General features: G+C 64.6%; 11 protein-coding genes. 6 read left to right on the top strand and 5 right to left on the bottom strand.

Features of this window, described 5'->3' with window-relative positions:
- Positions 1-17: 17 nt before the first annotated feature.
- A complete protein-coding gene (locus tag AB0L82_RS32010) occupies positions 18-1673 on the bottom strand; it encodes a DUF885 domain-containing protein (protein ID WP_364644706.1) in 1656 nt (551 codons plus the stop codon).
- Between the two features lie 613 nt (positions 1674-2286).
- Positions 2287-2751, bottom strand: a complete 465-nt coding sequence (locus AB0L82_RS32005; RefSeq protein ID WP_364644703.1) for a hypothetical protein — start codon at positions 2749-2751, stop codon at positions 2287-2289.
- A gap of 528 nt (positions 2752-3279) precedes the next feature.
- On the opposite strand from AB0L82_RS32005, the gene AB0L82_RS32000 reads away from it, so the two are divergent.
- The 3 genes from AB0L82_RS32000 (at position 3280) to AB0L82_RS31990 (ending at position 5553) form a co-directional block, all read left to right on the top strand.
- Positions 3280-3840, top strand: a complete 561-nt coding sequence (locus tag AB0L82_RS32000; RefSeq protein ID WP_364644700.1) for a hypothetical protein — start codon at positions 3280-3282, stop codon at positions 3838-3840.
- A 136-nt stretch (positions 3841-3976) separates the two neighbouring features.
- Positions 3977-4765, top strand: coding sequence for a tyrosine-type recombinase/integrase (locus AB0L82_RS31995; RefSeq protein ID WP_364644697.1), 789 nt, complete (start codon positions 3977-3979; stop codon positions 4763-4765).
- 479 nt (positions 4766-5244) lie between these two features.
- The gene (locus tag AB0L82_RS31990) at positions 5245-5553 is read left to right on the top strand and encodes a hypothetical protein (RefSeq protein WP_364644694.1); all 309 of its coding nucleotides are present in this window, start codon (positions 5245-5247) and stop codon (positions 5551-5553) included.
- 561 nt (positions 5554-6114) lie between these two features.
- Here the strand turns inward: AB0L82_RS31990 and AB0L82_RS31985 are convergent.
- A complete protein-coding gene (locus AB0L82_RS31985) occupies positions 6115-6243 on the bottom strand; it encodes a hypothetical protein (RefSeq protein ID WP_364644691.1) in 129 nt (42 codons plus the stop codon).
- 565 nt (positions 6244-6808) lie between these two features.
- A complete protein-coding gene (locus AB0L82_RS31980) occupies positions 6809-8083 on the bottom strand; it encodes an FAD-dependent oxidoreductase (RefSeq protein WP_364644688.1) in 1275 nt (424 codons plus the stop codon).
- Between the two features lie 63 nt (positions 8084-8146).
- On the opposite strand from AB0L82_RS31980, the gene AB0L82_RS31975 reads away from it, so the two are divergent.
- Both AB0L82_RS31975 and AB0L82_RS31970 read left to right on the top strand, forming a co-directional pair.
- Positions 8147-8773 (top strand): TetR/AcrR family transcriptional regulator, encoded by a 627-nt coding sequence (locus AB0L82_RS31975; protein WP_364644685.1) that lies wholly within the window; start codon positions 8147-8149, stop codon positions 8771-8773.
- A 192-nt stretch (positions 8774-8965) separates the two neighbouring features.
- The gene (locus AB0L82_RS31970) at positions 8966-9253 is read left to right on the top strand and encodes a hypothetical protein (RefSeq protein ID WP_364644682.1); all 288 of its coding nucleotides are present in this window, start codon (positions 8966-8968) and stop codon (positions 9251-9253) included.
- Positions 9254-9312: 59 nt separating this feature from the next.
- Here the strand turns inward: AB0L82_RS31970 and AB0L82_RS31965 are convergent, their stop codons facing one another.
- On the bottom strand, positions 9313-10290 hold the full coding sequence (locus tag AB0L82_RS31965) for a YafY family protein (protein ID WP_364644679.1): 978 nt from the start codon (positions 10288-10290) through the stop codon (positions 9313-9315).
- A gap of 61 nt (positions 10291-10351) precedes the next feature.
- Here AB0L82_RS31965 and AB0L82_RS31960 point away from each other — a divergent pair, with 61 nt between their 5' ends.
- Positions 10352-12598 (top strand): excinuclease ABC subunit UvrA, encoded by a 2247-nt coding sequence (locus tag AB0L82_RS31960; protein WP_364644676.1) that lies wholly within the window; start codon positions 10352-10354, stop codon positions 12596-12598.
- Positions 12599-12661 lie beyond the last annotated feature (63 nt).

Here is a 12661-nt window from a genome sequence, read left to right as displayed (position 1 = left end):
TACCGGGTGGGATTTGTTCAGAGCGCGGCCAGTTCGCGTGCGAGTTCGTCCAGCCCCAGCGAACCCTGCGAGACCGCCGCCATGTGCCAGGCTTTCAGGTCGAAGGTCTTGCCGTGTGCCGTGCGTGCGGCGTCTCGGCCGGCAAGCCAGACCCGCTGGCCGAGTTTGTAGGTGATGGCCTGTCCGGGCAGGCTCAGATAGCGGATGATCTCGGCGTCGAGCTGGTCGCCGGGAAGCCCGCAGTAGGCGCCGAAGAATTCCCGGGCGTTCTTCGGGTTCACCGGCTGACCGGCCAGCATCGGAGCTGATGCGGGGAAACTCATGCCCGCGTGCATGCCGATGTCGATGATCACGCGCTGGATACGCTGCATCTGTGCGTTGAGATAGCCCAGGCGCACGGCCGGGTCCTTGTCGTAGTAGCCCAGCTCATCCATGAATTGCTCGGCATACATCGCCCAGCCCTCGGCATTGGCGGCGACGAAGCCCATGGTGCTCTGATAGATCGTCAGTTCCTTGGCCAGGTACGTCCACTGGCCCAGCTGAATGTGGTGACCCGGGACGCTCTCGTGGTACCACAGGTCGACCAGACGCCAGATCGGAAACCGGGTCTTGCCGCCGGTCGGCAGCCAGGTCCGGCCCGGGCGGGAGAAATCGACAGCCGGTGGGCTGTAGTACGGGGCGGCGGCCGAGGCACCGGCCGGGGCGATCATCGCCTCGACTTTCAGCAATGGTGCGGCGAGGTCGAAGTACTTGCCCTGCATATCCTTAATCGCCTGGTCGATCTGGTTCTGCAGGTAGCGGCGGATCGCGTCGGTGCCGTCGTAGGCTTCGCCGTGCTCGTCCAACCACGCCATGGCCTGCAGCGGTGTCGAACCGGGGCGCACGGTGTCGGCGACCTGCCGCATCTGGGTCTCGACCGTGGTGAACTGCTCCCACGCCCATCCGTAAGCTTCGTGCAGGTCCAGGTCGGTGCCGCACCAGTAGCTGACCCAGCGCGCGTACCTCTCCGCCCCCACCGTGTCCGACTGTCCCGCCGCAGCCGGTGCATAAGTACGGGCCAGCCAGTCCTTCATCTCGGCCATCGCCGCACTCGCCGTCTTCGCCGCCGCGCCGACTTCGGACCGCACCGATTCCGGTGCGCCGGAGGCGAATTCACCGAACCAGCCGCCGTCACCGGCCACCATCTGCCCCAGCGCGTCGAGCACCTCGGCCACCTGCCTCGGGCCGCACAGCAGGTCGCGGTCCATCGCATCGGCCAGGGTCGATCGGTACTGCTGCAGCGCCGTCGGGATGTTCGCCATCCGCCGGCCGATGACCTGCCATTGCTCGGGGGTGCCGGTCGGCATCAACGTGAAAATATCGCGCAAGCCCATCAGCGGTGACGCCGACGGCGCGGTCAGTGTGAGGACGTTGAACGGCAGCACCGAGCGCCGGTCTTCACCGGCCTCACGCAGCGCCACCTCGATGGTCAGACGCTCCCGCAGCAGCTTTCCGCAGCGTTGTTCTCCCGCATCGGTGACCTGCCCGGACTTCTCGGTGGCATCCAGATCGGCGAGAGTTCGGCGCGCCAGATCCGCGACGGCGGCCAGGCCATTCGGCGACAGGTCCGGAAGCCGGCCATCGGGGGTGTCCAGTCCGGTGCGCACCGCCAGGTACGCGTCCAGCGCGGCCAACGCACGAATGTAGTCATCAGCGATGGCACGAGGCATACGAAGAGCGGGTTTCGGGCTGGTAGACGAGGACATCGCGGCTTCCCTCCATGGTCAACGATCGGCGGTCGATTGCCTACGAGAAGTGGAGCAGTTAGCGGTGGAGTCGCTCGACCAGTGTCCCAGACCCGTATGTCGGCCCCCGCGAGGTGGGTGACGTCGTGAAACTGACAGCCGAACGCCACTCATCGCGATCACGAAAACATCCGCTCATGCCGCGACCCGCGCGTTGGTCGGCCGTCCAAGTCCGGTTGGCCGACAGAGCTTCCCAACGGGCGGATCGCGGTGCGGGTTCAGCAGTCATCGCAATGGCCGCGCCGAGCACGCCGGACACGTCGTGTTGTCGACGATCGAGGTGCGCGCGTGATTTCGTCACACGAGAGTCGTTGCGGCACCGCGTGTTACGGGCCCAGATGAATATCGCACGTTCGAATCTCGCGCATCCGCCACTCAAATGGCCATTGTCGGACCAATAGCCACGCCCTGAACTGCTGCGATGCTTGGCTTCGTCAGGGGCTGAATCCGCACGATCCCAGTTGGACGCATCAGTGTGCCGCCCCGTCGGACAGCTAGCCGCTCAGTCGACGCGGCTTTCACCACCCACATCCACGTTCTCGCGGTACCAGGCAGGCATATGGTCGGGGGTACGCGGGAACCGCTGCTGCTCGAGCTGGAAATTCTCGCGAGAAGGTGCGGTCTCGAACGGCGGCTGCTCATCCCGGTTGTACTGAATGTTGAATTGCCCCGGCGGGTCAAGCACATACGTCACACTCACCCAGGTGCCGATCAGCGGCGTGTACATTCCCGCTCGCAACTCCATGAACCGCCCCCACACCTCGCGCCACATCTGCGAGTCGCGAGACCACGCCTGCACGGTGCCATCGGCCATCTTCACCCCGCTCTCGACTTCGGCGTGGCGGCCGATCTCCATGACCCTCAACACGAGCCGGGTCCACCCCGCGGGCATGGTCGGTATCACTTGGAGGGTGATGTCGGACAGGATGTCGTGCTGCTGCGTCGGATTCAACGGTGGGTTGTGCATGTGCGTACTCCTCGAAGTCTCGATACCGATCCTTAACTACAGACCGCTTGCGGTAACCGCCGCTCACTCCAGAGTGCGAAGTATCCGGCGAGTACGACGCACAAATACCGCCATATACCCGCTCAGGGTCGCCGCGCCAGCGAACACCAGCCCACCCAGCACGGGCGAGCCCATCGATACCAAGACCGAGCCACACACCACCAGCACAGCTACCAACATCAATTCAGATGCCACCCCGACCACCGCCACCCACAGCGCCTTCCGCCGTCGCCTCGCAGCAGCGTCAAATACCGTGACGTCGTCATCCCCCACTGATCGCATACGCGCGACCGTACCCGGCATTCCTCGTCGGTGGTCAATCACAGTGATCGAACACAAAGGCACTCAACCAAACGCACTCTCTTGCCGCGTGGCGCGCTGTCCGAAGCGGCCACGCGGCGGGGGCCGAAGATCAACGCGCCGAGGCGATCTCGGCTGGGCCGAAAGCACTGAACTGCCGAACATGGCGCTCCCAGGCAACATGATGGAATGACAGACAAGTTGTCCGTACGCGATTTGCTGAACTCAGGCCATTACGGACAGGGTGCCATCCGGGCGGTCGAATCTCTGAAAGATGCTGGGCAGGAAGCCAACTGCTCCGATTTCACCGATCGCCTGGAGTCGATGCTGATCGATGGCCTGCGGGTACTGGACAGCCTCCCACGCGACGATCCGTTCTGGCACGGCACCAACGGCGTCGCTACCATCCACAAGGTTCGCGCACATGCCATCAAGCGTCTTGAAGTCGCCCCCGACGACCGGGCAGCCCGATGGACGTTGGTCGCAACAGATCTGGCTCACGGCAGCGACGATGGTGGACTGTCGTGGATGGGCCCGTTGATCACCGCCGATACGGCTGCTGTCCACGAAGCCGTCATTGTCGCGGACATCGTCGAGAACCTCATCGGATTGGATGCCTCCGAAGCACTTCGCCGAGCCTGCGCCGAGGTCGATCGCGAGGAGCTTTGCCAACGTGCCTGTGGCGGCAGTGTGGCCGCTGAGCGTGTACGTGCCCTGTTCGAGGACGGACATGAACACGGTCCTTCTTAGCCGCCGGACCGCTTGAATCAACACCCGCGATCGAACGACCGTCGGGCGAGCGCGGTACGAATATCGTTTGTGCACGCTCATGCCGCGACCCGCGCGTCTGTTCGGGCGGTTCGCCGGTGCAGTCGCATCGTGAGGAATGGCTCCCTCACCTGACCTCGATGTCACCTTCGCCGGTGACGACCTCGTACTCCGGCTGGCCGCGTTGGCTTACCTCGCCCGCTTCTCCGCGGTCTCGCGTATCCACACCAAATCCGATCTGCGCCTGTACTTCTACTGGTGCGCCGAGCAGCAAGTCACCCCGCTCGCGGTCGCGCGAACCGAGGTTGAGCGGTACATGCGGTGGATGCAGGAAGTCCGCCGCTTCAACCCGCCACCGCCGCCCACCGCCTGGCCGTGGTGGCGGGCTTCTACCGCACCTGCGTCATCGACGGCGTCCTCGACCGCTCGCCCGCGGACTTCCCCGACGCTGGGACCTTCGCACCTGCGATTCGAGGCGCTGCTGTGTGCCGCTCGGGACTCGGACAATCCGCCGGACTTCGCTCTGGTGGCCATGCTGGGCTTGCTCGGCTCGCGGATCAGCGAGGCATGCCGCTGCGATATCGACGACCTTGGAGAGGAACACGGTCACCGCGTGCTGCGTACCGTCGGCAAAGGCACGAAGATCGCATTCGCACTGTTGCCGCCCGCGGTCGGGCGATCGATCGACCGCGCCATCGAGAATCGAGTCCGTGGCCCAATCCTGTTGAACCTGCGCGGTCGACGCATGGACCGGCATTGCGCCACACGACGTCTCCGGCGGCTGTCCGAGCATTCGGTGGTGCGGCTGCCGAAGTTGCACCCGCACATGCTGCGCCACACCTTCGTCACCACCATGCTCGACGCTGGAGTGGACCTGCGCGATGTCCAGATCGCCGCGCCACGCTGATCCCCGCACTACGATGCGGTACGACCGCGCCCGCACAAACCTCGACCGGCACCCGAACTACATCCTGGCGGCCTACATGGCTTCTGCCACATGACATCTCAACCATCCGCACATGCCGAGAACGGATCGTTGTGGAGGCCCTGCTGCCGTCCTCTGTGGTCGCATAACTCATCGACGGTCCCGCATCCGGCACACCCGGCAAGCCACGTGACACGTGTAGTTTGTTGCGCGGGTGGCATTCGGAGCGGACTACGAGGCCGCCATGCGCGACCCGGGACCGCGACATGATTACGGTGTTCTCGCTGACAAGCCGGACTACCTGGCAGCCTCGATGGCTCGAGCAATCAGTGCGCGGTGGGCGTGCGGCGGCATCCGCACTGGTGCGGTCCTCGATGCGCCGCCGATGTTCCCGGCACTGGGAGGACTCGACGATATGCCATGATTGCCGCGATATCTGTGAACAATTCGTAGAGGTGCCCATGTTCAAACTTCTTGCCGGTGTAGCGATCAGCGCCGGTGTGCTTGCCTCGGTTGTGCTGCCCGGACACGAGGCGCAGGCCGCGTCGCCGGTCTGTGCCAGGGCCATCGAGCTCATCAATGTCGCCGTCGATGGTGGTGACTTGAACGAGGAGACATCGCGGTCGCTGGCCGAACGTCTGACCGGACTGGCGGACCTGACCGCAGGCGACGAACGTGCCGCCATCATCGGTTACGCCGACGCCCTGCGTGACGCTGCGGTCACCGACCTGACCGCAGTGACCGACCAGCTCAACCGCGCCTGCGCCTGAAACCAGGCCGGTGGCCTGATTCTCATGTCCGGCCCCGCGGCCGCGGTATTCCACGGTAGATAGCGCGCCGAGGGGTCGGTCGCTTCAATTACCCGGGCCGCCGCACCGGAGCACATCTGCGCCGACATTACGACCGCCCGATGCCCGGCGGAGCGATGAACTCGGTGAACGGACCGGGCGATACGCCAATTCCCTTGTCGCCCAAGGTTCCTGTCCAGAGATCTGGCCGACGCCGCTCCCATCCGCCGCCGACCGAACGCACCATATTGCGGATGACTGTAAAGCTGGTCTGTACCGTCGCCGTTGACCCGGAGTTAGAGGACCGGCTCTACGGCTGCGGCATGGCACTGTGTGGACTGTTCAGCACCAGAGGAGCTGAACCCTTCCGCAGGTAGCCGAACTCGTGGTACTCGATGTGCTGATGCCTGCAGTCCATCATGGACCCCACACCGCGTAGATTTCCGCGAGGAGTGTTCGACTCTCCTTGTCTCCCACCAGAAGCAGGACCCTGCGATGCTCGACGACCCGGGTCAGCAGCCCCGGACCAGCGTCCGAGCGGACTTACACGGCCGCGAGATCCTCGGTCGGGAACCGTCCCTCGCCCCGGGTCACCACGCTGGCCAGATCTTCGAACTCCTGCGCCGAACCGTAGACCTCGACCATGCCGTCGCTGCACTCCTCGACCCTCATCCCTCTCCCGTACAGGTCGGGCCAAATCCGGGATCCCACTCCACAGGCTACCTTCAGTTCATTCAAGTGAGCGATGATGCCGCTTACGGCGCTGATCGGAGTGGCCATGGAGCACGGCCGAAGATCACCGGGCTGAGGCCACCTCGATCATCTGCAACGCACCATTTTGCCGAGTGTCGTGCGGTTCGAGACGCCGTCCCGCGGCATTGCTGGCGGACGCACCCGGGCAGCCCGAAGAGTGTCGATGTTCGATGCAGTCCTGTGTCATCGATTTCCTGATTACGCCCGGTGCGGGATAAGGACCGATAACTGGCAGTCGCGCGACGGAATGAGCAAACACGTGCCAAACGTCCACTGATGCCGCAGCGCTGATCGTGCGAACCGGGCCTGCGCCATCGTGGGTCCTCAGCTGAGTTCATCCTTGGCCCCTGCATCGATGCGCAGATCACGAACAGCGATCAGCGCCTCTTCGAGTGACAGGAAGACCCGAGCGGCCGCAGCGGACTACCTGTTCGGGTGGTGCGGTGTTGGTCGAGGACCACGGCGGATACGAAGGTTTCGGCGCTCAGTTCGTCGAGGGCGGGAGCGGGGGTGTCGGATCCAGAGGGTGTGAAGGCGGGCGGGTGGCGGTTGGAGCGGATTCGGGGCGAAGTCCGATACCGCCCAGGTACGCGGTGAGGATGCGCAGCGGCGGTACATACCGTAGTGCCATCAGCGCGGCGGGAAGGTGATGCTCGTCGAGGGTGCCGTTGAGGGCGGGCCGGATCAGCATGTCGTGTTCGTTGCTTTGCTGGTTCTGGGTGACCTTGACAGGTAGCGTTCGTCGGCGCTGGATACGTGCCAGGTCTTCGTTGTCGACTCGACCGCGTCGAAGTGGGCGATGAAGGATGCGGGCCGTGGCGACCGCGTCCTGGACGGCGAGGTTGATCCCCGCGCCGCCGACGGGCGACATGGTGTGCGCCGCGTCCCCGATGCACAGAACTCCGTGGTCGTACCAGCGACGCAGGCGGATCATTTCCGGTTCCAGCAGTGGCACTTCGTCCCAGGACTGCACGGACGAAACCTGATAATCAGTCCAATTGAGCAGATCTGCCAACCGGGATCGGAACACCGTGATGCCTTCTCTGCGCCGTGCCTCGTTGGTGCCCTTCTCGATCAGGTAGGCCGTCTGGTAGTAGTCGCCGCGGTCCATGGTGACTGCCGCCTGGCCGGAACCGAATCGCCCGAACACCTCGCCGTTATAGGTACTGTCTCCCTTGGGGATTCGTACCTGCCAGACGTCCATGGGCACCTCGAACGTTTCACCCTGAAGCCCTGCTGCGCGGCGGACTGTCGACCAGCGCCCGTCGCAGCCGATTGTCAGTGCTGCCGTGAGTTCGTGAACAGTGTTGGCCGAGTCGCGGTAGCGAACTCCGGTGACCCTTCCGGATCCGTCACGAAGCAGATCGGTGACCGTGCAGTTCATGCGCAGCGTGAACGTCGGCTCGGTAGCCGCCGCTGTGGCCAGCAGGTCCAGGAAGTCCCACTGCGGGACCATCGCAATGTACTTGTGCCGCCCCGGGATTCGGCGGAAGTCCGCCATGACGAGGGTGGTATCGCCGATTTGGATCCGCATCTGCTCGAGTCGTCCGGCGGGGAGCTTCGCGAAGTCGTCGCCGAGCCCGAGCTCGTCGAGCAGTCGAAGTGTCGAGGGGTGCACCGTGTCGCCACGGAAGTCGCGCCGGAAGTCGCGATGCTTCTCCAGCACCGTCACCTCGACGCCGGTGCGGGCGAGTAGCAATCCCAGCATTATTCCAGCGGGTCCGCCGCCGACAATGACGCACTGTGTTCGTTCGACCATGCCGCCACGCTAACAGAAACCTAGACACGGTCTAATAATCTACTCTGTGTAAGAATGTCGGGTGTGAGTCCCAATGTCGGTCTGCGCGAACAGAAGAGACGCCGCACCAAACAGGCGCTGGTGACGGCCGCACTACGGCTGTTCAGCGAGAAGGGCTACGACCGGACGACTGTCGCCGAGATCGCGACTGCTGCCGAGGTGTCGTATGCGACGTTCTTCAACTACTTCACCGCCAAGGACGAGGTGATCTTCGCCGACGACGATCTCTACGATGACTTGCTGGCGGAGGTTTTCGCCGTTCACGATCCACAAGAGCGGCCCGCGGACCTGCTGCTACGCGCCATGCGTCACCTCAGCAGAGCGACGGTGTGGAGTTTTCCTCTCGAACACGAATTCACCCGTCTGCGGGCCCGTTTGATCGCTGAGGTGCCGGCCTTACGTGCGGCGGCCTTATTGCGGAACGCCGCTCTGCAGCAACGACTTGCGGACGCACTACTGCGGGCGTACCCGCACGAGATCGATGCTTTGCACGCGGCAGCCCTCACCGGCGCTTTGGTCGGGGCAGTCGACGCGGTACTGAATTCTGCCGTGCCCGCAGATTCTTCGCCGGAGTCGATCGCCGCCGTGGTCGATGACGCGTGCCGAATCAGTCTGCGCGGTCATCTGTCGAACACGCCGGTCACCCCCTGACTGATTCCTCGCCATGAAAGGCGGCATGAACAAGCGGGGCCACGCGGTCATACGAAATCACCGCCGAAACCAGAACGCACTACATTGCCGCGACCCGCGCGTTGGTCAGCCGTCCAAACCGGTTGGCCGACAGCAGCTTTCCAACGCACCATCATGCCGAGGTGAGTGCACGCGTGGTATCTCTCCTTCTGGATGGCCCCGGCGACCCTCGTCTTCGAAGACGTGTGGGACCTCGAGGAAGACCTCGATTTCAAGGGCACGACCCCGGCCCTGGAGATCGATGGCCTGCAGCGGCTGGTACTCGACGATGGGCGGGAAGACCTTCCGCTCTGGCACATCAAAGGGCATGCGTTCGATCTGAGGTTCCGCGCAGCCGGTTACCGCCAATACTTCCGAAAAGCCCCGGCTCTGACTTCTCGGCAGATGCTCTCTCACGCGGAGCGGAACGGGTACGCATTCGCCGAGGTCGGCTTTCGCTGACACGACGGCTGAACTGGACCTGATTCCGGCCGCGACCCGAGGGCGACGTCGTCTGTTCACTACGTGGGCCGAGACTCAGCGGCCCGGTTCAGCCGTTGGGCAAGCTGGGCTGCCTGATCGCGGAACTCGGCGGGCTCTTCGATAGCGAATTCCGCGCCGATCAATCCGACCTGGAGGATCAGCCAGTGGAACGAATCCACCTGGACGATCAGGCGGCAGCGGTCCGGCCCCCGGGACTCGATCTCGCAGTCCTGGAATTTGAGTGCGTCCGCGACGGCGGCGGCGGAGGTCTCGATGGTGACGACCGCGCGGTGGCGGCTGGCGCTCAACCCCGCACGCAGATACTCCGCGCCCGACCGGGCCGGCAGCGGGCGCGGGGTGAAATGGCTTGCGGTAGGCACGATCTCGTCGATGCGATCGAGACGAAAGGTACGCCAGTCGACCGCCCGTACGTCCCAGGCCAGCAGATACCAGCGCAGGTGGAGGTAGATCGTGCGGTACGGCTCGACCCGGCGGTCGGAAGTGTGTCCGTCCCGGTCGAGGTAGGTGAAGGTGAGGTATTCGTGCCGGGCCGCCGCGGTGCCCAGGATGGCCAGCGCCTCCGGTCGCACCGCCGGTGCGCTCTGTGGTGCGGCCTCCACGGTTTCGCGCAGCGCGACCACAGCCGGTCGCAGGCGGTGCGGCAGGAATTGGTCGAGTTTGCCGAAGGCGCGGTCGGCCGCGGGGGCGAATCCGTTGCCGTCGAAGGGTTCTCGCGGCGCCGTGGCACCCAGCAGGGTGAGGCCGACCAGCGTGGCGACCGCCTCGTCGTCGTCGAGTACCAGCGGCGGCAGAGTCTGGCCGGCGGCAAGTCGATAGAAGCCGCTGGGCCCGGGCTGTGTCGACACCGGGTAGCCGTACTCGCGCAGCCGTTCCACATCGCGGCGCAGCGTGCGCGGGCTGGTTTCGAGCCGAGCGGCCAGTTCCTTTCCACTGAACCGCCGCCCTGTCTGGAGCTGGGCCAGCAGTTCGAGCGTACGACGGGTCACATCGGACATATCTCCATCATGGCGCTAATTGCGGCCAGGATGCGGCCACATCTGTCGATAGCGTCGAATAATGACCACATTCGAGCAACACCGCTCCGTCCGCATCTATGGCGCCCGCACGAACAATCTGCGCCGGATCGACCTCGATGTGCCGCGCAATAACCTCGTCGTCTTCGTCGGCGTCTCCGGATCGGGGAAGTCGTCGCTGGTCTTCGACACCATCGCGGCCGAAGCGGGATATCAGGTGAACGAGAACTACCCCCCGTTCGTGCGCAATCGGCTACCACGCTGGACTCGCCCGGAGGTTGATCACATCGAGGGTTTGTCGCCGGTGGTGGTCATCGACCAGCGACGACTCGGCGCCAATGCCCGCTCCACCGTCGGCACCATCACCGATGCGTACAGCTATCTGCGCCTGTTGTTCTCGCGGATCAGCACCCCGCATGTGGGAGAGTCGAACCACTTCTCGTTCAATGATCCGGCCGGAATGTGCCCAGCCTGTTCGGGATTGGGACACACGATGTCCACTGCTGTCGAACGGGTACTGGATCTGGACAGATCACTGGAACAGGGAGCGATCTTGCTGCCGGGCTTCGGCAACGGACAGTACTGGTACCGGCAGTACGCCGACATCGGCTCATTCGACGCGACCACTCCACTGCGCGAGTGGACCGAGTCCGAACGACAAGCGCTGCTGTACGGAGGAACCGCGGCGACACGGCTGCGCACCCGTCCCCCGAGGGACTACGAGGGGGTCATCGAGCGGTTCGAACGGATCTACCTGCACACCGCGGACAATCTCTCCGAACGCAAGCAGACCGTGCTACGGAAATTCACCCATACCCGGCCGTGCCCGGACTGCGGTGGCGATCGGTTGAACGCCGCCGCCCGCTCGGCCCGGGTGCTGGGGCGCACCATCGTCGAGATGAGCGGCATGGAGATCACCGAACTCGCCGAATTGGTTGCGGGCGTGGCGGATCCGAGTGTCACACCGGTGGTGACGGCCTTGCGCGAGCGACTCATCGCGCTCACCGACATCGGGCTCGGCTACCTGTCGCTGGCCCGGCCCACCGGTACCCTGTCCGGCGGTGAATCACAGCGCATCAAGACGGTGCGGCATCTCGGCAGCAGCCTCGTCGAAATGCTGTACGTCTTCGACGAGCCAACCATGGGTCTGCATCCGCACGATGTCCGATCACTGACCGGGATGCTGAAACAGTTGCGGGACAAGGGCAATACCGTGCTGGTCGTCGAGCACGATCCCGACATCATGCGTATCGCCGACCGGATCGTGGAAATCGGGCCGGGAGCGGGGACCGCCGGCGGTGAGGTGATATTCGAGGGACCGTTCCACGCGCTGCGCACCGCCGACACCCCGACCGGGCGTGGATTGCGAGACCGCCGCGCCCGACGCGAACACCGCACTCCCACAGGCAAATTGCGCATCGACAACGCCACGCGAAACAATCTGCGCGGGCTCACCGTCGATATACCCACCGGGGTGCTGACCGTGCTGACCGGGGTCGCCGGATCCGGGAAGTCCAGTCTGGTAGCGGAATTGACCGATCGGTATCCCGCCACCATCGTCGATCAACGTCCGCTCACCACCAATCGGCGCTCGACGCCGATCACCTATGCCGGTATCGCGCCCGCCATCCGGCGGCTGTTCGCCACCCGCAACAGCGTCAGTCCCACTCTGTTCAGCGCGAATTCGGCGGGGGCCTGCCCCACCTGTAAAGGGCTCGGTGTCAGCTATACCGATCTGGCCTTCATGGACGGTCAGGAAACGGTGTGCGAGACCTGCGGCGGACGGCGCTTCACCCCGGAGGTACTCCGGTACACGGTGGACGGTCTGACCATCGCGGATATCGACGACCTCACCATCACCGATGCCGCCGCGCGCCTGCGGGAACCGGGTATCGCCGGCCCGCTGCGGCAGATCGCGGAAGTCGGCCTGGGCTACCTGCGCCTCGGCCAGTCGCTGAGCACGCTCTCCGGCGGCGAATGCCAGCGGCTGAAGATCGGAAAAGAACTGGCCCGCCGAGGCGACAACACTCTCTACATCCTCGACGAACCGACCACCGGTCTGCACCTGTCCGATATCGACATCCTGCTGGAGCTACTCGGCACGCTCGTCGACAAGGGCAACACGATGGTGGTCATCGAGCACAACCTCGATGTCATCCGCCAGGCCGACCACATCATCGATCTCGGACCCGGGCCTGGGCGCCATGGTGGACAACTCGTGTTCGAGGGCACACCCGAAGAGCTCGCCACGTGTCCGGACTCGAAAACCGGTCACGCTCTGCGGCGTTGACGACATCGGCGCGCTCATGGACTTCCTGACCGAGGCGTTCGAGGCGCAGGAATTGGCGCGAAT

Origin of the sequence: Nocardia sp. NPDC052001 (assembly GCF_040680615.1) — a bacterium.
Classification (GTDB): Bacteria; Actinomycetota; Actinomycetes; order Mycobacteriales; family Mycobacteriaceae; genus Nocardia.
The sequence above is the reverse complement of the archived record's forward strand: the minus strand, read 5'-3'. Positions and strand labels throughout refer to the sequence as shown.